Raw genomic sequence first — 21,629 nt, 5'->3', positions numbered from 1 at the left:
AGATAACTATGGACTATCCACAAAACGTAACCATTATAGAGGTAGGCCCACGTGATGGCTTACAAAATGAGTCTTCTTTTGTGTCCAGCAAGCACAAGATTGAACTAATCAATTTGCTAAGTGAATCTGGTCTACAACATATTGAAGTAACTAGTTTCGTCTCTGCAAAAGCAATTCCACAACTGGCAGATCATCATGAAGTATTTCGTGCTATAGATAAAGCCTCATCCGTACACTATTCCGCCCTAGTTCCTAATGAGCAAGGCATGCTCAAAGCATTAGAAGCCGGTGTGAAAGAAATTGCAGTATTTACCGCTGCCAGTGAACAATTTAATCAACGGAATATTAATTGTTCAATTGATGAAAGTATCTCACGTTTTAAGCCAGTCCTTGCTTTAGCAAAAGAAAGAAACATTAAGGTACGAGGATATATTTCCTGCGTCCTTGGTTGTCCTTATGAGGGACGTGTAGCACCAGAGAAGGTTGTAGAAGTGACTCAAAAACTTTTGGACTTGAATGTAGATGAAATCTCATTAGGGGATACAATAGGCGTTGGCACTCCACATCAAACTCACTTATTACTCGAACAAATACTTAAGTTATTACCACTAAATCAATTAGCAATGCATTTTCATGATACTTATGGTCAAGCCATAGCGAATATTTATACTTCACTACAACATGGAGTACATCGTTTTGACAGTTCAGTTGCTGGGCTAGGAGGCTGTCCTTATGCGCGTGGAGCAAGTGGCAATGTAGCCACTGAAGACGTTCTATATTTAATGCATGGCTTAGGAATAAACACCGGTGTGGATATATTTAAAATTGTAACTGCGGGCGACATCATCTGTAAGATTTTAGGGCGTAAAAATCAATCCAAAGTTGCAAATGCTATGTTAGCAAACCCCTGTGCTTAGAACATATATTACCTAAAGGTACCCTATTTTTCTCAGATTCATCCATTTTCATAGAATCTGGCTAAAAGGAAATGCAAAAATCTAGTATGCAGTCGTTTCAATATATAAGAGAGAATGAAACATGAGTGAAAAAGTATGGAAGCCCAAACATCCTAAAGAAAGCAGAATGTGGCAATTTATGGAATTCGCTGCAAAAAAGAACAGCCAAATTTTTGCAAGCTACCAAGACTTACATACCTGGTCCATCAAACATCCTGACTCATTTTGGCCCACACTTTGTGATTTCTTTCATATACAATTTGATACCGAGCCTTATCAAATTCTAAGCCATAATAATGAAATGATAAATGCACGCTGGTTCGCTGGAGCTCAATTTAACTTTGCTGAAAAACTTTTATCACGTAAAGATAAGCATCCAGCTTTAATTAGTCTTAATGAAGACAATACCAAAGAAGTAATTAGCTATGAACAATTATATGCATTAGTTGCACAATGCGCCGCAGGTCTAAAATCAATTGGCGTAACTACAGGAGACAGAGTAGCTGCTCTAATGCCAAATACCGCAACTACAATTATTGCCATGCTTGCTACGACCTCTTTAGGGGCAATCTGGTCTTCTTGCTCTCCTGATTTTGGCGCACAAGCCGCAATCGATAGACTGGGGCAAATTGATCCTAAAGTCTTATTTATTTGTGATGGGCACCAGTATCAAGGTAAGAAACACAGTGGTGCCGAAAAAATCAAACAACTTAATGACGCCATTAGCTCACTCCAAAAAATCGTCATTTGCCCTAATCTCAATGAGCTTGTAGATATTTCTGCGCTACCTAAAGCACAATATTGGAGTGATTTTCTTCAACCAGCAACACATTGTGACTTTGTTTCATTGTCTTTTGAACACCCCGTTTACATTATGTTCTCGTCAGGAACAACAGGCAAACCCAAATGTATTGTTCATGGGGCCGGTGGAACGCTACTGCAACATCTTAAAGAATTAGGATTACATACCGATCTATGCGATAAGGACAACTTATGTTTCTATACCACCTGCGGTTGGATGATGTGGAATTGGACGGTTTCTGCATTAGCTTTAGGCGTTACGCTCACTTTATATGAAGGCTCTCCTACCTATCCTGAGAGCAATCGTTTATTCAAAATAATTGAAGAAGAACACGTTACTGTTTTTGGAACCAGTGCTAAGTTCATCTCTTCCATAGAAAAAGCGGGTGTTAAACCCAAAGATGAGTTTGACTTATCACATTTACGCTGCATACTTTCCACCGGCTCACCGCTTTTACCTAAAAATTATGATTACGTTTATGAGCAAATTAAAGCAGATGTGCAGCTTAGCTCTATCTCTGGAGGAACAGATATTATTTCTTGTTTTGCCTTAGGGAATCCAATACTTCCTATCTATAGAGGCGAATTGCAATGCCTCGGTCTTGGTATGGCTGTTGATGTATTTGATGAGCAAGGGCATTCTGTGCATAAAGAACGTGGGGAGTTAGTTTGTACTGCTCCCTTCCCGTCTATGCCTGTTGGTTTTTGGAATGACCCTGAACGAATAGCGTATCAACGTGCTTATTTCGAGCGTTTCAGCGGAGTATGGGCGCATGGTGATTTTGCAGAAATTACAGCACATCATGGATTAATCATTTATGGGCGATCAGACGCTGTTTTAAATCCTGGAGGAGTACGTATCGGTACTGCAGAGATATACCGGCAAGTAGAAAAAATTGATGAAGTAGTTGATAGTATTGTCATTGGCCAAGACTGGCAAGACGACGTGCGTATTGTTTTGTTTGTTAAATTACGTAATAACATGGAACTCACAGAAGAATTAATCAACAAAATACGTCTGACGATTCGTGAGAATGCCTCACCAAGACACATTCCAGCAAAAATTTTACAAGTTGCAGATATTCCGCGCACGATCAGTGGCAAAATAGTCGAAATTGCTGTTCGGCAAGTTGTTCATGGTTTACCAGTAAATAATTTACAGTCCCTGGCTAACCCTGAAGCATTGGATCATTTTAAAAACCGTGACGAGTTACAGAAATAAAATAGCTCTGGTATTTTGTTAGCACCGATTAGCGAAGCAGTTGCTGTTATCTAGGGGAACGAGGGAATTTTGGTAAAATGCTACTCAGATAGCACTAAAAATTCCCTCAGGAGCAATTCCGAAAGCTAAAGAGATTTCACCAACCATATCTACCAAGACGCAGTTGGTTAGAAAACAGAACCTAATACAGATACAGTATATTCCTCACAAGAATACGTATTACCGGTAGCATTCAGGCATAGCCTGATATTTATTGAGCCTCTTGGGCCATCTACAGTGAGGTGTACAGGCGTGGTATTACTCACGGAAAATAGGACAAATCCATTAAGAGCTGGTGATTTACCCACAATACTATACCCTGGGGTAAGAATTTTTACTCCAGCCGTAGGATAAGTTTTTTTTGGGGTTGTCGTTGTAACTGATAGCGTTGATGAAGCAAGCGGAATTGTAGCAATAAAATGCGGCCCTGCTCCAGGAAGAAAGTCATTGCTTTTGGTAAAAGCTACTTGCACTGAGGAGAACAATAGCGTTATCCCAATAAGGAGCATCTGTTTTATCATACCGAAATTCCTTAATTAAAGTGTAACGGCACAAAGAATGGCGTTAGCATAGTTATTACCAGTTTTAAGGGTATTAATAATGAGATCATTATTTTTTGCAAATTGCCCTTGTCCCAAATAAAAAAAGCGATAACCGCATTCAAGAGGAATTTTATTCGCTACATTATTAAATCGAAGACCTGCGCCAACTGTAGCTGCGAATGCCGTAGTATTATGATCAGAAAAGCCATGATCAGGAACGGTAAATGTCGTAAGTGGTATTTCATTATAATGGCTGGCTTCAATAAAATTTGGACCAATACCAACATCAATGGCTAGATTTATTTTATCACTCGGAGTTTGCACAATACTTTTTGCCATAAACATGAGCGGAATATTTCGTGTTTTATAGGTATAAGAAAGATTCGTATCTAAGTGTTCTTCAATAATGTAGCCCTTAACAGAGGTTCTACCAAAGAAAAACACATTTGCGCCATAAGAAAATTTAAACCGATCTCGTTCTGGTCCATCCAAAAAGTACCCCACTCCGACAAGACCATTCCCTTGGCTACGACTTTTAACCGTATATCGATTTCCAATTAAGGATTCTATTTGAATATCTTGAGCTTTTCCTTGAGTCGCATAAAAACCGCCAAACTCAAGAAGCAAATGGCCTTTAGTGTAATCAAAAAAGAAATTATTTGCTGGCTGACCATCTGCAAAAGAAGCAGTGGCGCTCATGGAGGAAAAAAGTATGAGGGCTAATCCTCTATATCCGGATTTATCAAAAAGCATCAGACATCCTTGTATTTCTCTATCACTGCTTCATCGTATTGTGCATCCACTAAAAAATCTAACTAAAATATGGCGAATGACTCAATGCTCATAATGGTGCAGTAAGTAAATGTTTATTAAAGACAAACATATTACAATGCAATAAATTCATAAACAACATTTCAATGTGACTTTCAGGAAAAACAAAAATCATTTGGCCCCACCATTGATAGAAAATTGCATGTTTCCTCACAAAATACCATCAAAATTAGCATGGTTATGCTTTGTTTAAGTAAACAATTTGTGTATAATATTGCAATGGCGTCGATTTGAAATTCAGCTTGCGGACGCTCAAAAAAGCTTTCTTTTTTGAAAATACGGCTAAAGCGGATATGAATTGCATTTCCTCTAAGTCTTCTGCCCGCACGCATAATCTCAGGCTTATAAATAATGATTGAATTAACTGGATTATCTAAATCCTTTTCGGGCAAACCCGTCCTGCGTGATATTAATTTATTTATCCAAGAAGGTGAAATTTTTGGAATTATTGGTAAAAGTGGCGCAGGAAAGTCCACCCTATTAAGATGCATAAATCTTCTAGAACGACCTGATAAAGGTGATGTTTTGGTTGATGGACAAGATTTAACAACTCTTTCAAGAAAAGATTTGGCTTTAGCTCGTCATAAAATGGCAATGATTTTTCAACAATTCAACTTGCTCAACTCAAAAAATGTATACGACAACATTGCACTTCCGATGCGAATTCAAGGAATAGATGAGCAATCTATTCGTAATAAAATTGAAGAGCTACTGCCAATAGTCGAACTGACTGATAAAAAACTAGCCTATCCCGCACAACTCAGTGGTGGCCAGAAACAAAGAGTAGCGATAGCTCGTGCCTTAAGCTGCTCACCTAAAATTCTGCTTTGCGATGAGGCAACTTCTGCATTGGATCCAGGAACAACAGATTCTATTTTGGCATTACTCAAAAAAATTAATGCGCTTTATGGAATCACCATAGTCCTTATTACTCATGAAATGGATGTAGTAAAGCGTATTTGTAACCGATTGGCAGTAATGGTTGATGGCGAATTGGCTGAAACAGCTGCCTTAGCTAATGTATTTAATAAAAAAGACAGCTTGGCTCGCAGCATGCTCTATGCTCAACTGAGTCCCCAATTACCTGAATGCCTTACTAACAGGCTTGCAAACTACGTGACGGATAAGCCGTTACTCCGCCTGTTTTTCCAGGGCGAAGAGGCAACCGTACCTTTTATCAGTCAAACAAGCCGTGAATTAAATCTGGATATTAACATCTTACTCGCTAATATAGACCGTTATGATACAGTAACCTGCGGTGTATTAGTGGTTGAATTAACCGCACATCAATTTTTGCTCGAGGCATTCATTGAGCGTTGTGAACAAGCCAAATTAACTGTGGAGGTTTTAGGTTATGTCCTTCCCGATGGCATATGATTTATTACTCGCGACAAGCGAAACATTGTATATGGTCGTCACGAGTACTGTATTTGCAGTGATACTCGGTTTACCTTTAGGAACTTGGCTTTATTCTTCAAGCCAAATTAAACCTAAGCCTAAAGTGTACAAAACATTATCCGCTTTTATTAATATGGCACGCTCCATACCATTCATTATTTTATTGGTAGCAATTATTCCGTTTACCCGCCTTATAGTAGGCACTTCCATAGGAATGAATGCCGCTATAGTACCGCTTACTCTAGGTGCTACACCCTTTTTTGCGCGATTGGTAGATAATGTCTATCGTAGTTTACCGTCAGGCCTCATCGAAACTGGTTATGCGATGGGGGCTAACACGAGACAAATTATTTTGCATATTTTATTACCCGAAGCAAAACCTGCTTTAATCCATGCTATTACGGTTACAGCCATTACTTTAGTCAATTATTCTGCTATGGCAGGAACCGTTGGTGCTGGTGGTTTGGGTACTTTAGCAATTAACTATGGTTATCAACGTTTTGATGCTGGAATTATGATTTCAACGGTAATCATTTTGATTGTGATGGTTCAACTGACCCAAATGCTCGGCGATCATTTAGCAAAACGTTTTTTACATAACTGATTTGGAGTTTTCATGCGGATTTTAGCTTATTGTGTTTTATTATTGAGTCTTGTTGCATGCAACAAACCCTCACCCAATACTTTAGTCATAGGAACCATTGCTGGGCCAGAAACTGAATTGGTTGAGACAGCAAAAAAAATAGCCAAGGACAAATACGATTTAGACATAAAAATTGTAACGTTTAATGACTATAACTTACCTAATGAAGCATTACAGGATGGGAGTTTAGATGCGAATGTCTACCAACATTTACCCTATCTTAACGCAGCAGTTAAGGCACATGGCTACACTCTAGAGCCTATAGGCAGAACATTTGTTTATCCTATGGGAATTTACTCCAAAAAACATACCTCATTAAAGCAATTACCTGAAAAAGCAGTCATTGCCCTACCGAATGATCCAAGCAATGAAATGCGTGCCCTGCAATTATTAGAAAAAGCACAACTTATTACATTAAAAACGGACCAGGATACGACTGGCTTAAAAGATATTGCGACCAATCCACATGATCTACAATTCAAAGAAATGGATGCAGCACAACTACCAAGAGTTTTGCCTGACGTGGATGCCGCAATAATCAATACAACTTTTGCTTTGCCAGCAGGTTTAAGTCCTGCACATGATGCTATATTTACTGAAGATAAGACCTCACCCTATGCTAACATTATAGTGATTCGTAGCGACTCCCCCAAAAAAGCACAATTAGAACTATTTGTGAAAGCATTAAACTCTGAAGAAGTTAAAGAAAAAGCTAAAACTTTATTTGGCGATTCAGCTATCCCCGCCTGGTAAACTTTTAAGAGTGTGTGTTTTGTAGCCTGGGTGAAGCGCAGCGGATCCCGGGTTACGGCTTACACCTTCACCCAGGCTACAATTCTAATCCGGGTCGCAAAGCTCATAATGGAATAAAATGATTGACAATTCCTGGCTATTTAGGGCTTTTAATTCTATCTTAATGAAAAAGTGTTATACTTTTAGAAAAGATGGCTCCTGAGGTACTTATCTATGCCTTCATTTAGACAAGCGTTTTTTAATTTACTCACTTCTCAAAAATTAACAGGCCAATTTAAGCCTGAAAAACAAGAAGCGATGTATCAACAATATCGTGACTCCGTTGGGTTAACTCAAGACCTTAAGTTTGGAGCTCAAGCGTTTGATACCCATGCCGAGAAGCGCATTAAAGATCATGCGGGTTTTAAAACGCCAATTGGCTCAAATAAAGAGGACACTCTAGAGAAGTTACTCAAAGAGGATACTCCCGATCCGAATAAAAAAGCAATCAAAGATGAGCTTAAAGGAATATTAACTCCCCAAGCATTTTATACTGCTGCTCAAAAAACTTATAAAGAATCAATAGAAGCCTTCCAACAACGAATTAAGGAAGTTCCTGACGTCTCCATAGAGTCACTGCGAGGAATGCATGAGGTAATTAATAAGAGAGCTAGAGATGCCTTACTAGCACAACAAAAAACGGAACTAGAAGCATTAAAAGCTAAGGCTGATGATTTAGCACAGAAAATTGGAACTCTTTCAGGTAATACTGATCTCGCTGCAATAAAAAATAATTTAATCGCCGATTTAGAAAAAAACCATAAAGACCAACTTGCAGAATTTAATAAATCTGCTCAAGAAAACGTAACGATACTCGATAAGGCTTCCGCACTTGAACGAAAACGCCTCATCTTCACAGCCCAACTAGAAGGCTGGGCAGGGCAACTCAGTTCGAGACAAAAACAAGAAATGATCGATGAACTGGAGCGGGCAAGAGAAGAAAATCGTAAAAAAAGAGGCCTGGCTCCGGGTGACCAGCTTACAGGTGCGGAGATAAATGTTGGCGAAAATCAGATATCTGCTGTAAATCCAGAAGACTTGAATTTTATCGTTTCTGCGACTGGAGCCAAGATACAGCACAGTAAGGGTAAAGATGGCGAACCAGGTGTTTGGACTGTTCAACTGAGTGCGCGAATACTTTCTCCATTTTACTATTTTAGTAATAAGCAAAATCCCAAGACAGAGATGCTAACGATGGCTCAGGCAGTGAGAGCATCAGGATTTGACTCAATCACAATGACCATTAATTTTGATGATCCTGCAACTCAAAAACAAAGAGCCAGACAAGCCTATGAAGCAGCTCTTGAATGTGGTTTTGATCCAGCCCCACTTGCAGGACAAGAAGGAAAAGAAAAACCACTTAAAGGCATTGTTCTAAAAGATGGAGCAGGTAAAGAGATTGATCCCGCAACGCTCTTCACCCCTAATGAGCTGAGAATACTTCATGAGGATGCTGCAAAACGTCGTGAAAAACTTAAAGCAATAGTGGAGGAACCTGCAAAAAAACCTTCGCCTGAACTTGCTCAGGACTATCGTAAACAAATAAATGACACTAGGGATGCAATAAGGACTAAAGCAGGACAAGCGGCAGTTGATAGAGCCCAAGAAGACACCTATGATACTCAAGTAAAAAATCGTCTCTCTTAGACTTAATTAAAATACCAGTCTGGTTTTTATTTTTCTTAAAATTCAAACCAGATATTTGCTTTTTTTTATAGCCCCTCTATGCAGTGCTCAAAAAATTCCACTACTCCTTCAACCTAATTTCTGTTATTTTATTAAATTCGCCACGGGTTAGGCTAAGGAGATAGCTATGAATACTCGCGAATTTGATGAAGATGTAAACGAAATGGAAGAGTTTGGCGTCGATACAGTCTTGGCTCCAGAAACAAATCCTTCGACCAAATTAGAAAGAAGACGAAAAATAGAAGATTTGTTTGAAGAAAAACGTCTACGAGAAGAGCTTGAGGACTACGCTTAAAATTGTAGGCTTTGGCCAGTCGTAGCCTGGGTGCGGCGCAGCAAAACCCGGGTTTTCTAAATATGAATGAATCCCTTAATCCCGGGTTCCGCTGCGCTGCACCCAGGCTACGTTAGTTAATCTATCCTAGATATTTGGAACATAAATATCAAAGCGAACCGTTTTACCTTCTACAGTGGCGTTTGCAGGCAATAAAGGTTTTGTTTTTTGCGGCCATTTTACAACCACTTTTTGTTTCGTACGATTTATCGCCAATTGAATTAACCTTAGTGCATCGTCATCTGGGCCAATTATTTGTTGTAACGCTTGCATTTCCTTTTTTACTAATGCCGATTTATTGCGCTCAGGATGCATAGGATCAATATAAATAACGTCGGGATAGTTCGCTGCATCTAATGAATTTAAATAAGAATAGGCATCTTCCGCATGAAACTGCAAATTCAATTGTTGTTGGTCTAACTCACTTCTATGTAATAAAGCATCTAATAATAGGGATGCCATCACTGGATGGCGTTCAAGCATCAATACCTCAGCGCCAAAGCTGGCCAAAACAGCAGAATCACGCCCCCAACCAGCAGTTGCATCAATAATCTTAAGCCCAGCAGACGGTTTACAGGCACGTACTAACCCTTGCTTTTTTCCTTCAGATTTTCTTTTACTCCAAAAAGCGGCACCGAATTCAGCAAAGATGGGAGAAAAACCAGGTATTTTCAAGGACAGTCTTTCTTCAGCGACAAAAAGGCAAAGACCAGCATCTTTATCTAAAGCAAAATTCAATTCTTCTGCTAAAGCTTTTGCCTTATCGTGCAAGGCTTCATGTTCGTAGCCTACAGCTGAAATAGTGATCATATTGATAGCCAACAAGATTTATAATGGATTCCCGCCTGTACAGGAATGACAGTAAGTTACAGCCTAAATTAGTTTTGTAGCCTGGGTGCAGCGAAGCGGAACCCAGGATTAGGAAATTTTATTTTTAATCCAGAAACGGGTTCCGCTACGCTACACCCAGGCTACAAAAAATCCATTATCCAATCTGTAACAATGAAATATCAGCAACTCCTTGCAATAAATCCTGTAAAGACGCCAGAAGAGCTAAGCGGTTGGCTTTTATTGTTTGATCCTCAACCATTACCATGACTTTATCAAAGAAAAGATCTACTGGTTCCTTAAGACTAGCAAGTAATTTCAGCAGCGCTCCATAGTCAGCAGAACGGTATAGAGGTTCTACTGCTTGCGCAATTTGATTGATGTGGACATATAAAAACTTCTCCGGGCCTTCTTCAAGAAGTTGTTCATTGACCGACGACAAAGAGTGTCTTCCTGCTTGAGAAAGCAAATTGTTCACCCGTTTGCACGCAGCAGAAAGCGAAGAGGCTTCCGGCAGTTTAACAAATAACTGTAAGGCAGCCAAACGCTTGTCTAAATCATACAACCAGTCATCTTGACGTGCTCGTACGGCATGAACCAAATCGACACTTAAGCCTTGGCCTTGATAATAAGATTGTAAACGCTCCAGAATAAAAGTTTTCAATTCATCCAGTAAATGGGGTTCAACAGATATTCGTGCTCCATAGTGAACAATTGCTTGCTCAATCAATGTACTTAAATTGAGCTGAGCTGGCGTTGCAATCAATAGACGCACTACAGCCAAAGCATGACGACGCAATTTAAATGGATCTTTTACCCCAGAAGGTTTTTGGCCTATGGCAAAAATACCAACCAAAGTATCAATTCTGTCGGCTAAAGATAAGGCCAGCCCTAAATCAGATTCAGGCAGATCATCTGCAGCAAAACGTGGCATGTATTGCTCATTTAAAGCATGTGCAACAGTTGGTTCTTCCCCATCGTTCAGTGCGTAATAATATCCCATTAACCCCTGCAACTCAGGAAACTCACCAACCATTCCTGTCAACAAATCGCACTTGCTTAACTGTGCGGCACGTTGAGCCTGGTTTATATTTAAATGCAGCGCTGGACTTAAATACGTCATCAACGCTTCAACTCGTAATGCTTTATCCTGTAAGCTTCCCAATTTTGCTTGGAAAACTACTTGTTCTGTGCCTGCAATATGCTGACTTAAAGGCAGCTTTTTATCCTGTCTAAAAAAGAATGCAGCATCACTTAAACGAGCACGCATCACTTTTTCATTTCCTAAAATAACTTGCTTGGGATTAGAACTGGCAATATTAGAAACGGTGATAAAATGGGGCAGTAACTTCCCTTGCTTATCCTTCAGTGCAAAGCATTTTTGATGTGATTGCATCGAAGCAATTAATGATTCGGCTGGAACCTCAAGGAACTCTTTTTCAAAATTCGCCATTAAAGCCTGAGGCCATTCAACAATTGAAGTAACTTCGTCAAGCAAATCTACAGGCATAATTGCTGTCGCTTGAATGGACGCAGCCAAGTCTTCTACCTGTTGTTTAATCATTTGTTTTCTGATGGCAAAATCAGCAATAACAAAGGCTTCTCTCATTTGTGACTCATAGCTTTGTGCCGAATTAATTACAATAGATTGTGGATGGTGAAAACGGTGCCCTCTACTGTTGCGAGCACTGTTGATTCCCAAAATAGAATGCTCAATTACGATATCACCGTAAAGCATCACCGCCCAATGAACAGGTCGAGCAAACTCCTCGTCCCCTGCTCCCCAACGCATGGGCTTAGCAATCGGCAACGCAGCTAGAGATTGGCTAATTAATGCAGGTAATAAATCTTTTGTTTTATTACCCTGGCTTAGTGTTTCATAGACAATCCAATCGCCTTTGTCTGTTTCGATTCGTGAAAGTTTCTCTACGTCCACACCACATGATTTCGCAAAGCCAAGTAACGCCGGAGTAGGCTTGCCTTCCTTGTCATATGCTGCAGCGAATGCAGGACCTCGGCGTGTCACGCTTTGGCTTTTTTGTTCTGCTTGCAAATCAAAAATAGCGACCGCGATACGTCTCGGTGATGCAAAACGCTTTACAGCTCCATACCCTAATTGTGCTTTATCTAATGCAGCTAATAATTGATTCGCAAACTCATCAGCTAGAGGCCAAACCGAACCAGAAGGTAACTCTTCACAACCTAATTCAAAAATAAAATCATTGACCATCACACACCTTTTGGTTAAGCATAGGGAAGCCTAAAGCTTCGCGCACTTGATAATATGCTTGCGCTACTGCTCTTGATAAATGTCGTACGCGTAAAATATATCGCTGTCTTTCAGTCACGGAGATCGCTTTACGTGCATCAAGTAAATTAAATGAATGCGATGCTTTGATTACCATTTCATAAGCTGGTAATGGTAATTGTAACGCAATTAATTTTTGTGCCTCAGCCTCATAATAATCAAACTGCTTAAATAATTCCTCGACATTAGCATGTTCGAAATTATAAGCAGACATCTCTACTTCATTTTGATGAAACACATTCCCATAAGTGATTACACCATTTGCTGTATTACTCCAGGGAAGATCGAATAAATTATCGACTCCCAATATATACATAGCCAAACGCTCTAAACCGTAAGTCAACTCACCAGTTACTGGCTTACATGCCAAACCACCTGCTTGCTGGAAATAAGTAAACTGAGATACCTCCATACCGTTTTGCCAGACTTCCCAACCGAGACCCCAAGCACCTAAAGTTGGTGATTCCCAGTTGTCCTCAACAAAACGAATGTCATCAGCCAAAGGATCAACACCTAGAGCACGTAACGAATCCAGATATTTATCTTGTATGTCTAAAGGAGATGGCTTAAGTACCACTTGAAATTGATAATAATGTTGTACCCGATTAGGGTTGTCTCCATAACGACCATCAGTCGGTCTTCGAGATGGCTGTACATAAGCAGCCGACCATGGCTCAGGTCCTATTGCCCTTAAGAAAGTAGCCGGATGAAAAGTACCCGCACCAACTTCCATATCAAAAGGTTGTAAAATTACACATCCTTGAGCAGCCCAATATTGCTGCAAAGTGAGAATAATGTCCTGAAAAGTAGATGGTTTTGTCATGAAAATCTCAATGTAGCCAGGGTGAAGCGAAGTGGAACCCGGGAAATTTGTACCACGCATAACCTGGGCTCCGCTTCGCTTCACCCAGGTTCTTTTTTACATACTATGATGACTTACGAATTACCTGCTGCTTTCTTAATTAACTCTTGCAGTGACTCTTCACTCGCAGCACCAGGTATAAATGATGGCTCAGTGCCTGCTTTAAATTGTCCATTTGGCGTTGAAGCAACAATAAACGCAGGTGTACCCATCAAGTGTAGTTTTTCTGCTAATTCACGGTTTGCATCTAAAATAGCAGTAACTTCTTTGCTTTGCATATCAGTCTTTAGTTTTTTCATATCTAAACCTAAAGACTTGGCAGTAGCCATAACGATTTGATCGTTTAAGCGTTTATCAATAGAAATCAATGCATTATGCATTTCTTTGTATTTACCTTGCATACCAGCAGCCAAAGCAGCTCTTGATGCTAACTCAGAACTCTTACCAAAAATTGGGAACTCTTTATAAACAACGCGTAAGTCACTGTCTTTCTTAATCAAACTGTCAATAATTGGTGACATTTTTTTGCAATGGATACATTGATAATCAAAGAATTCTACGATAGTCACATTACCTTTTGGATTCCCTGCAATGGTAGTTTTCCCTAGGAACAATTGATCTGTATTTTCTTTAATTGCAGATTGTGCTTGCTGTTGCATATTTTGTTGTTGTTTTTGTTGCAGTGCTTGTGACGCTTCCAAAAGTACCTCTGGATTAGCTACTAAATAGTCATGCACCACTTTTTCAATTTCTTTTTTTTGTGCATCAGACATAGGAGTTGTATTGGTATCTGCTGCCATAAGTGCAGGTGATACTAAAGATGCTGCCAGCGCTCCTACTGTTAATAAATTTGTAAATTTCACACAATTCCCCTTATTTAATAGTTATCATATACCAACAACTTTCCAACCGGCACCCTAGCATCCACATCAAGAAAATTCAATAGTTAGGGTATTATCACATTAATTTTCATATCAAAAGAAACTGCCTGATTCATAATGGATTTACTACAACCAGGATGTAGTAGTTGAGCTCAGGAATTATACTCTAGTTTAACTTGAGTTTCATCCAGCATTTCATATAGAAATGACTCAGTAAAAAATCCGCCATTCGCACATCCCGAACGACATGTAGCATCTTGAAGCTATAAAAAAGTATTAATTTTCAAAGAAATGGAATAAAGTGTTGTTTTTTTATTTACGGAGCTCCAGGGACGAACATGGATAGGCAGTATAGATTTCATAAGAAAACGATTTTAGCATGTCTTTTAGCATGCACAGGTATCAGTAATACACAAGCAGGCATTGAAGTAGTATTGGAAGGTGGGCCTAGCTGGTTTCATGTTCCTCAGACAACTATCTCACCTACAGATATTGAAACAGATAATTTAAGTCGTGGACATGCGAATACTACTGGTGAGCTAGGCTTTGGGGTTTATTATAAGCGACCCTTGTTGGTTAATGATGCCGTTTGGTTTAATACCTTAGCAGTTGGACTGGCAGTTCGTTACAGTGGATTTCTAGACAACATTACAGATGGGAATGTTGATCAATTTGAACAAACCAACCTAGATAATTACCAATATCAAGTTTATTTTGAAAATACACGGCTTTTGGCCCAGTTGTCGTTGGATGTTCTAACTTATAAGCAAGTTTCATTGTACCTCATAGGAGGAATTGGCGAAGGGTGGTCACGCTTACGCTATCACGATTTTCCTAATGAAGAAGATTTGGGCGGTGGCTTATCTTTACCCAAAAAAAATACCTCGCATTTTGTTGCTAATGTGGGGACTGGTATTAACTATCATTATACGGAGCATCTGTCTTTTTCATTAGGTTACCTTTATACCGATTACGGACATATAACCGCCAGTAATGAGGGTATTTTAAACGGTGAGGCAGTTACGCTTAGTGCACCGACTTTCTCTATTGAATCCCATGCCTTGTTGATGGGAATCCATTATTTAATTTAACTTAATTTCATATAAAGGTGCATGATGCGAATTTATAGTCCTATAAGTTTACTATTACTTTATTCTACTGCGAGTTGGGCTGAACTTCCTGTTTCATTTACTTCCGTCCCAACAATTAATAATATTGCGATTGGTCAGCAACAGACATTAAACTATGTGATTCATAATAATGTAGTTCGACGTAGTTTACCTATTCGCAGTATTCAAATAATTAATGATGGAGACACGCAATCCTCATCCGTCACTCAATCAACTACAACATGTGGCAATAGTTTACCTCCCAATGGTAGTTGTGAAATTAGCGTCACGATCCAAAACGCTACTGGCAATATAAATCGTCGTTTAAGTATCAATTATGGTGGTCGTAGTCCTTTAACTAGCCCAATAAAATTAAAAGTAAGTAAGGCCAAATATAGCGTTTTTGTTTACATTATTGGCGCAGACTTACAAAGTAAGCATCAGTTGGCTACGTTCAACATAGATCAAATGAAAAAAGTGGGCTCAACTGAAAATATTAATGTTGTATTGCAAACGGGAGGAGCAAACTCTCCTGGTTATTTAACTGTAAAACGACAAATAGTTTACCCTGGTTCTCTGTTTGAATTAGCAGACCTAGGCAGTGTACCAATGGCAGCGCCGAATACAATCCAAGATTTTTTAGAATGGGGCATAGCAAATTACCCGGCAGAACGATACATCACTATTTTTTGGAACCATGGTGGTGGACCTAACGGCGGATTTGGTGGCGATGAAAATAATCCACCACAGGCAATAGCCATCAATAATTTAGCCTCTGTCATTAATAATGTAAGGGCAACAACAGGGAATCTTTTTGAAATCATTGGGTTTGATGCGTGTCTGATGGGTAGTGCCGAAACAGCGGCTGGTTTTGCCTCCAATATGCATTATTTTATTGGTTCAGAAGACTTGGAGCCAGGAAAAGGCTGGCAATACGATACTTTTCTATCTTATCTAAATACATATCCTAATGCGGGTGGAAATGAAATTGGGCGAGTTATTATTGATGGATATACTCAGCAAAATGAGGGAGAGGCAACTACTTTGTCATTAATAGATGCGAGTCAATTGTCCAATCTGAACATGGCAATGACGAATTTTGCTACTGCTCTTAGTCCTTATACAACAACTACTACGAACTGGAAGTTAATTGCAAAAAGTCGTTTTAAAGCGGCGGATTATTCCACTTCAGTTTGGGATAATCGTAGCACTGATTTAGTGGATCTTGTTGAGTTTGCGCAACGAATCAGTAACCAATTCCCTGCCGATATCAACTTAAGTGCCGCGTCACAAGCTGTAGTTTCTGCAGTAAATCAAGCCGTTCTGTATTATAAAAATAGTTTCGATCGCGCAGATTCTTTTGGATTAACTGTTTATTTCCCATCAATTTTAGCGCAATATGAAACTCAATATCCTCAAGTAACAGCAATCAATGGGGTTAATTTCTTCTCACAGTTGTATGTTAATTTAGTAGGTAATTATCACACCTTCTACCAAAATAATATCAGCTCATTAGTCGCTATACTTTCAAACCTGGCATTTGATGGAACAAATTATACGGCGACGTTGAGTAATGATTATAATGAGCTCTATGCTGCGGTAGGTAATGAAAATTGTACCAATTTGCTCGATGCGAACAATAATCCACTGCCTGCCAATCCTTGTTATTCCAGTATTCAATACCAAGGAATTGCGGCAACACAGGCTGGAACAGATTGGAATATTAGCTTTCCTAAAGCGCCTTACTTGAATAGCTGGCCATTACTTAATGGGCTACCTGTGTTGTTTATCCCAGATGATGCAACGCCAAGTAATCCAGGTGAAACCAACTTCCTAATTCCGGTCACACAAATTCAGGAAGGCAGTACTACAGATGGCTATCTCAATGTCCTACTAAATCAACAAAATCAATTTCAAGTCGTTGGGTTCCAAAGTGGTATTGGTAGCAGTAATACTGCGGCAAAAATCATTCCTTTAAGTCCAGACAGTTCGTTCCGCATTCGCAGTTATGCGCAAGTAAATTCGGTTTGGCGATTAACGCAAACAACAGAAACGGTTAATTATCCATTCACTGTTTCCTTTGGCGGTGTCTCATCCGATCTCAATGCCTTTCGCTTCCTGGCAGGAGACATTACGGGTGCGTTGATTATTAGTCCCACATCAGTACCATACTAAGTCGTTTTTAAAACGTCATGCCTGTTAGGTAATTCGTTGACAAAAACAGCTAAATAACCGTAGGCTGGGCTGCTAAGCCCAGCATGTAACAATGCGCTGAAGTATTTCTTTCATAGAAACCGCATGGATAAGATACGTGTTAATCGGACTTCATAATAGAATTTTGGAGGGTCGAATTAACTCAGCAGATGCTGGGATTAACAGCCCAGCCTACACCTACTAAGTCGCTCTTAAATCGTCATCCCGAATGCCGTGAGGGATGACGAGGACTTTGTTGCAAGCTAGTTCATTACAGCTCAACAGCTAAATTCGCGTAGGCTAAAACCAGCCATTTAACACCGTGCTCGCGGAATTTTACTTGCACACGAGTATGTGCCCCGCTTCCCTCAACAGCCAATACCACACCCTGACCAAACTTCGCGTGGGATACACTTTGCCCTAAAGACAATCCGGAAGTTTCTGGGATGGCAGCTGGCTTATTTCGAGAGATAACAGGTGCTTGAAATTTTGCTTTGACACGGACTTCATCTAGTAACTCATGAGGCAACTCTCTTAAAAAGCGCGAAGACCGATGATATTCTTCTCGCCCATATTGCCGTCTTATTTCGGCATAAGATAAAACCAGTTTACGCATTGCACGCGTCATACCCACATAACATAAACGACGCTCTTCTTCTAAACGCCCAGGCTCTTCCAAAGACTGCTTTCCTGGAAACACCCCTTCTTCCATCCCGACTAAAAATACTATGGGGAATTCAAGGCCTTTAGCCGCATGTAAGGTCATTAAATGGACGTAGCGCTCATGTTCTCCCGCCTGCATTTCTCCGGCCTCCAAAGAAGCATGTGCTAAAAATGCGTTGATTAAAGGAATTTCTTCATCTTCTTCTTGTTCATAACGAAATTGTTTTGCGGCATTGATTAATTCTTGTATGTTATCAAGGCGAGATTCTGATTTATCTCCTTTGATTTTGCTAAAATGTGCATGCAATCCACTCAGCTGAATCACTACAGATAACTGCTCGTCTAATTCCATTGATTGGGTGTTTTGATAAAGCTGTTCAATTAATTCAATGAATTTCGATAACGCAGAACCAGCCCTTTGTGCCATCTCACCCGATTGTAATAAGGTTTTAGCAGCATGCCACAAGGAGCACTGTTCTGATTTTGCATAATGACGCAAATCGTCGAGTGTCTTTTCACCAATACCTCGGGTGGGGAAATTCACTACCCGCTCAAAAGCTGTATCATCGTTGTGGTTAACCAATAAACGCAAATAAGCTAAAACATCTTTTACTTCCGCCCGATCAAAGAAACGTACTCCACCGTAAATACGATAGGCAATTCCTGCGCGCAATAACGCCTCCTCTAAGACCCTAGATTGCGCATTGGAGCGATATAAAATAGCAATTTCATCAGCACTGCCACCCTGATTAATTTCCATCATAATCCGTTCACAGACAAAGCGCGCCTCTTCCAACTCATTAAACGCACCGTAAACCAGAATTTTTTCTCCAGTTGCCCCATCTGTCCACAAATCTTTTCCCATTCGTGAATTATTATGAGTAATAAGTGCGTTTGCAGCATTGAGTATGGTTGCTGTGGAACGATAGTTTTGTTCTAAACGAATAATCTGCGTGTTTTTAAAATCTTGAGAAAATTGCTGAATGTTTTCAACTTTGGCGCCACGCCATCCATAAATGGACTGATCATCATCACCAACTGCCAAAACGGCCGCATGCTCACCAGCAAGAAGACGTATCCATGCGTACTGAATCGTATTAGTATCTTGAAACTCATCGACTAATATAGCTTGAAATCGTTGGCGGTAATGATTAAGAATCTCGGGGCTATCGCGCAATAACTCATGAGTTCGCAACAACAACTCCGCAAAATCAATTACCCCTGCGGTCTGACATGCTTGTTCATACGCACTATAAATGTTGAGCAACGTTTTACCAGGCCCATAAGGCAAGGTGTGTACGTGTTGAGGTCGTATTCCTTCATCTTTTCGCCCGTTAATAAAAGACTGAGCTTGTTTCACTGGCCATTGCTCTGGATCAAGATTTAATAAAGCAATAACTCGCTTAATCATACGAGCCTGATCATCAGAGTCCAGAATATGAAATAATTCAGGTAAATTAGCCTCTTTATAGTGTCGACGTAATAAACGATGGCACAACCCATGGAAAGTTCCTACCCATAATCCCAGCACTGGAGTACTTAACATACCATTTAACCGTGCTTTCATTTCACCAGCAGCTTTGTTGGTAAAGGTTACGGCTAAAATACCATGAGGCGAGAGATGCTCTTCTTCAATGAGCCAAGCAATACGGCTGACTAAAACTTTCGTTTTGCCGCTCCCTGCTCCAGCCAGAACCAGCGTATTACCAAGCGGCGAGGTAACTGCTTCGCGTTGTCGCTCATTCAGTCCTTTAAGAATTGCAGCAAGAGTCATAAATAAAATTCCAGGAAAAAAAGATGGTGTATTCTATTAATAGATCCTAGTCTCTCGCAAGCAAAAGAAAATAGAAGCTATACTAACTAAAGTATAAACTTGTTTTTGCCAGGTTAAAGTGAATACTTATTGCTTTCAAGCGCGTCACAGCGCAAAATAATGCAATGAGGTAAAACCAAACTTCCTAAAGGACTAAAATGCACTCGCTCTATCCATCAATCAAACCCTATGCGCAACATGAATTAAAAGTTAGTGCCCTGCATACACTTTATATTGAAGAAACAGGAAATCCTGAGGGGCTGCCTGTTGTAGTGTTGCATCCAGGCCCTGGTGCTTCATCCGGGGATGGTTATCTTAGACGCTTTTTTGATCCACAACACTATAGGATCATCATTTTTGATCAACGCGGCTGTGGGCGTTCTACACCGCATTTGGAAGTGCGTGACAATACAACCAGTTTATTGCTAGATGACATTGATGCCATCCGAGATTTCTTAGGGCTATCCGAATTTGTATTGTCTGGCGGCGGTTGGGGTTCTTTATTGGCTTTACTTTACGCACAAAAATTCCCACAACAAATTAAAGCGCTGCAACTTCATCAAATTTTTTTAGGAAGACAACAGGATTTTGATTGGTTTTATAAACATGGAGCAAACCTAGTTTACCCTGATTATTGGAATGAATTTATTGGTAGTGTTCCTGAAGATATGTTGGATCAAATTCCAAAATATTATGCCAACTGTTTACAAGGACCAAACGAACTGGCACGTATGAGTGCGGCAAAATCTTGGGCCTTATGGGAAGCACGTTGCAGCAGTTTGCACCCTCATTTATATGTGATTGATCAATTCAGCGACCCACATTTCGCTCTGGCTCTTGCAACATTGGAATCCCATTATATCAACAATCATTTTTTCATTGAGGAAAATCAGGTGCTGGCTAATGTAAATAAAATAAGACACATCCCAACTTATATCGTACATGGTCGTTTTGATTTAATCTCTCCATTGGCTGGCGCTTTCGAACTGCATCAGGCCATACCGGCATCCAATTTAAGAATAGTTCGTGATGCAGGACATTCAGATAGAGAATCAGGTATAATCGACGCCCTAATTTATGCAAGTAAAGAAATTTCCAAACAAGGGCTTGATGCATGTTGATTGTAATTCAAAGGGTGACACACGCCCGAGTCGATATTGATGGTGAAACTGTTGGTAAAATCGATCAGGGTCTGATGATTCTTTGTGGTTTTGAACCTGGTGATACCGAGCAAAACATCAGTAAAATGTTAGATAAATGCATCAACTATCGCATTTTCAGTGACAGCCAAGGTAAAATGAATTTAAGCCTTAAAGAGGTTCAAGGTGGTTTATTATTAGTGCCACAATTTACTTTAATGGCCGAAACTCAAAAAGGGCTGCGTCCTAGTTTTTCAAATGCAGCACCACCAGAGCTTGGTCGACAACTGTTTGATAAGCTATTGACGCAAGCAGCTCAACTATACCCAAACACACAAAATGGATGTTTTGGTGCTGACATGCAGGTTCATTTATGCAATGACGGCCCGGTAACATTCTTGTTAAAGTTCTGATACCTCCACCACATTAAAAATTACAAAGTAAATTACTTTTTTGTAGCCTGGGTGCAGCACAGCGAAACCCGGGTTACGGCTTCGCCTTCCCCCAGACTACAATATATTTTTAAAAAAAGATCAACTGCAATCTATGGTTATTTTCAAGAACACTAAACTCGTGTAACATCGTTTCA

Annotated in this window: 18 protein-coding genes; 11 read left to right on the top strand and 7 right to left on the bottom strand. The window is 39.9% G+C overall.

Annotated elements, in window-relative coordinates; all coding sequences use genetic code 11:
* Positions 1–8 precede the first annotated feature (8 nt).
* Entirely contained in the window at positions 9–917 is a 909-nt protein-coding gene (locus tag Lste_RS17660) for a hydroxymethylglutaryl-CoA lyase (protein WP_058512291.1), read from the top strand.
* A gap of 121 nt (positions 918–1,038) precedes the next feature.
* Positions 1,039–2,979, top strand: a complete 1,941-nt coding sequence (locus Lste_RS17655) for an acetoacetate--CoA ligase (RefSeq protein ID WP_058512290.1) — start codon at positions 1,039–1,041, stop codon at positions 2,977–2,979.
* 167 nt (positions 2,980–3,146) lie between these two features.
* Here Lste_RS17655 and Lste_RS17650 read toward each other — a convergent pair whose 3' ends face one another.
* Together Lste_RS17650 and Lste_RS17645 are read right to left on the bottom strand one after the other, a co-directional pair.
* A complete protein-coding gene (locus Lste_RS17650; protein ID WP_058512289.1) occupies positions 3,147–3,539 on the bottom strand; it encodes a hypothetical protein in 393 nt (130 codons plus the stop codon).
* A gap of 15 nt (positions 3,540–3,554) precedes the next feature.
* Positions 3,555–4,313, bottom strand: a complete 759-nt coding sequence (locus tag Lste_RS17645) for a hypothetical protein (protein WP_058512288.1) — start codon at positions 4,311–4,313, stop codon at positions 3,555–3,557.
* Positions 4,314–4,742: 429 nt separating this feature from the next.
* Here Lste_RS17645 and Lste_RS17635 point away from each other — a divergent pair, with 429 nt between their 5' ends.
* The 5 genes from Lste_RS17635 (at position 4,743) to Lste_RS19450 (ending at position 9,205) form a co-directional block, all read left to right on the top strand.
* Positions 4,743–5,768 carry a methionine ABC transporter ATP-binding protein gene (locus tag Lste_RS17635; protein WP_058512286.1) on the top strand — a complete coding sequence of 342 codons (1,026 nt, stop codon included), beginning with the start codon at positions 4,743–4,745 and terminating at the stop codon, positions 5,766–5,768.
* The gene (locus Lste_RS17630; RefSeq protein ID WP_058512285.1) at positions 5,746–6,393 is read left to right on the top strand and encodes a methionine ABC transporter permease; all 648 of its coding nucleotides are present in this window, start codon (positions 5,746–5,748) and stop codon (positions 6,391–6,393) included. The genes Lste_RS17635 and Lste_RS17630 overlap by 23 nt, the downstream gene beginning before the upstream one ends.
* Positions 6,394–6,405: 12 nt before the next feature.
* On the top strand, positions 6,406–7,185 hold the full coding sequence (locus Lste_RS17625) for a MetQ/NlpA family ABC transporter substrate-binding protein (protein ID WP_068311011.1): 780 nt from the start codon (positions 6,406–6,408) through the stop codon (positions 7,183–7,185).
* 213 nt (positions 7,186–7,398) lie between these two features.
* The gene (locus tag Lste_RS17620; RefSeq protein ID WP_058512284.1) at positions 7,399–8,871 is read left to right on the top strand and encodes a hypothetical protein; all 1,473 of its coding nucleotides are present in this window, start codon (positions 7,399–7,401) and stop codon (positions 8,869–8,871) included.
* Positions 8,872–9,037: 166 nt separating this feature from the next.
* Positions 9,038–9,205: a PA3496 family putative envelope integrity protein gene (locus tag Lste_RS19450; protein ID WP_193393442.1), complete on the top strand. Its 168-nt coding sequence runs from the start codon at positions 9,038–9,040 to the stop codon at positions 9,203–9,205.
* 126 nt (positions 9,206–9,331) lie between these two features.
* Here the strand turns inward: Lste_RS19450 and Lste_RS17615 are convergent, their stop codons facing one another.
* The 4 genes from Lste_RS17615 to Lste_RS17600 form a co-directional block, all read right to left on the bottom strand.
* Positions 9,332–10,054: a class I SAM-dependent methyltransferase gene (locus Lste_RS17615; protein WP_058512283.1), complete on the bottom strand. Its 723-nt coding sequence runs from the start codon at positions 10,052–10,054 to the stop codon at positions 9,332–9,334.
* A 175-nt stretch (positions 10,055–10,229) separates the two neighbouring features.
* Positions 10,230–12,302 (bottom strand): glycine--tRNA ligase subunit beta, encoded by a 2,073-nt coding sequence (gene glyS, locus Lste_RS17610; RefSeq protein ID WP_058512282.1) that lies wholly within the window; start codon positions 12,300–12,302, stop codon positions 10,230–10,232.
* Positions 12,292–13,203, bottom strand: coding sequence for a glycine--tRNA ligase subunit alpha (glyQ, locus tag Lste_RS17605; RefSeq protein ID WP_058512281.1), 912 nt, complete (start codon positions 13,201–13,203; stop codon positions 12,292–12,294). Before glyQ ends, glyS begins: the two co-directional genes overlap by 11 nt.
* A gap of 113 nt (positions 13,204–13,316) precedes the next feature.
* Positions 13,317–14,105 (bottom strand): DsbA family protein, encoded by a 789-nt coding sequence (locus Lste_RS17600; protein WP_058512280.1) that lies wholly within the window; start codon positions 14,103–14,105, stop codon positions 13,317–13,319.
* A 356-nt stretch (positions 14,106–14,461) separates the two neighbouring features.
* Between Lste_RS17600 and Lste_RS17595 the strand changes: the two genes are divergently transcribed.
* Both Lste_RS17595 and Lste_RS17590 read left to right on the top strand, forming a co-directional pair.
* Positions 14,462–15,214: an outer membrane protein gene (locus Lste_RS17595; protein WP_058512279.1), complete on the top strand. Its 753-nt coding sequence runs from the start codon at positions 14,462–14,464 to the stop codon at positions 15,212–15,214.
* A gap of 21 nt (positions 15,215–15,235) precedes the next feature.
* Positions 15,236–17,407, top strand: coding sequence for a clostripain-related cysteine peptidase (locus Lste_RS17590; RefSeq protein WP_083504011.1), 2,172 nt, complete (start codon positions 15,236–15,238; stop codon positions 17,405–17,407).
* A 289-nt stretch (positions 17,408–17,696) separates the two neighbouring features.
* Here Lste_RS17590 and uvrD read toward each other — a convergent pair whose 3' ends face one another.
* The gene (gene uvrD / locus Lste_RS17585; RefSeq protein WP_058512277.1) at positions 17,697–19,862 is read right to left on the bottom strand and encodes a DNA helicase II; all 2,166 of its coding nucleotides are present in this window, start codon (positions 19,860–19,862) and stop codon (positions 17,697–17,699) included.
* Between the two features lie 197 nt (positions 19,863–20,059).
* Here uvrD and pip point away from each other — a divergent pair, with 197 nt between their 5' ends.
* Positions 20,060–21,022, top strand: a complete 963-nt coding sequence (gene pip, locus Lste_RS17580; protein ID WP_058512276.1) for a prolyl aminopeptidase — start codon at positions 20,060–20,062, stop codon at positions 21,020–21,022.
* Complete coding sequence (gene dtd, locus Lste_RS17575) at positions 21,016–21,453, top strand: D-aminoacyl-tRNA deacylase (protein WP_058512275.1); 438 nt, start codon at positions 21,016–21,018, stop codon at positions 21,451–21,453. Before pip ends, dtd begins: the two co-directional genes overlap by 7 nt.
* Positions 21,454–21,629 lie beyond the last annotated feature (176 nt).

This window comes from Legionella steelei, assembly GCF_001468005.1.
Taxonomy (GTDB): domain Bacteria; phylum Pseudomonadota; class Gammaproteobacteria; order Legionellales; family Legionellaceae; genus Legionella; species Legionella steelei.
This window is presented reverse-complemented; position numbering and strand designations above follow the sequence as displayed.

What these genes read in the sequence shown, in the direction of transcription:
- glyQ (WP_058512281.1), bottom strand. Translation starts at nt 13,203, where the DNA reads ATGACAAAACCATCTACTTTTCAGGACATTATTCTCACTTTGCAGCAA.
- Lste_RS17615 (WP_058512283.1), bottom strand. Translation starts at nt 10,054, where the DNA reads ATGATCACTATTTCAGCTGTAGGCTACGAACATGAAGCCTTGCACGAT.
- Lste_RS17595 (WP_058512279.1), top strand. Translation starts at nt 14,462, where the DNA reads ATGGATAGGCAGTATAGATTTCATAAGAAAACGATTTTAGCATGTCTT.
- dtd (WP_058512275.1), top strand. Translation starts at nt 21,016, where the DNA reads ATGTTGATTGTAATTCAAAGGGTGACACACGCCCGAGTCGATATTGAT.
- Lste_RS17590 (WP_083504011.1), top strand. Translation starts at nt 15,236, where the DNA reads ATGATGCGAATTTATAGTCCTATAAGTTTACTATTACTTTATTCTACT.
- Lste_RS17630 (WP_058512285.1), top strand. Translation starts at nt 5,746, where the DNA reads ATGTCCTTCCCGATGGCATATGATTTATTACTCGCGACAAGCGAAACA.
- Lste_RS19450 (WP_193393442.1), top strand. Translation starts at nt 9,038, where the DNA reads ATGAATACTCGCGAATTTGATGAAGATGTAAACGAAATGGAAGAGTTT.
- Lste_RS17660 (WP_058512291.1), top strand. Translation starts at nt 9, where the DNA reads ATGGACTATCCACAAAACGTAACCATTATAGAGGTAGGCCCACGTGAT.
- glyS (WP_058512282.1), bottom strand. Translation starts at nt 12,302, where the DNA reads ATGGTCAATGATTTTATTTTTGAATTAGGTTGTGAAGAGTTACCTTCT.
- uvrD (WP_058512277.1), bottom strand. Translation starts at nt 19,862, where the DNA reads ATGACTCTTGCTGCAATTCTTAAAGGACTGAATGAGCGACAACGCGAA.
- Lste_RS17655 (WP_058512290.1), top strand. Translation starts at nt 1,039, where the DNA reads ATGAGTGAAAAAGTATGGAAGCCCAAACATCCTAAAGAAAGCAGAATG.
- Lste_RS17635 (WP_058512286.1), top strand. Translation starts at nt 4,743, where the DNA reads ATGATTGAATTAACTGGATTATCTAAATCCTTTTCGGGCAAACCCGTC.
- Lste_RS17650 (WP_058512289.1), bottom strand. Translation starts at nt 3,539, where the DNA reads ATGATAAAACAGATGCTCCTTATTGGGATAACGCTATTGTTCTCCTCA.
- Lste_RS17620 (WP_058512284.1), top strand. Translation starts at nt 7,399, where the DNA reads ATGCCTTCATTTAGACAAGCGTTTTTTAATTTACTCACTTCTCAAAAA.
- Lste_RS17645 (WP_058512288.1), bottom strand. Translation starts at nt 4,313, where the DNA reads ATGCTTTTTGATAAATCCGGATATAGAGGATTAGCCCTCATACTTTTT.
- Lste_RS17625 (WP_068311011.1), top strand. Translation starts at nt 6,406, where the DNA reads ATGCGGATTTTAGCTTATTGTGTTTTATTATTGAGTCTTGTTGCATGC.
- pip (WP_058512276.1), top strand. Translation starts at nt 20,060, where the DNA reads ATGCACTCGCTCTATCCATCAATCAAACCCTATGCGCAACATGAATTA.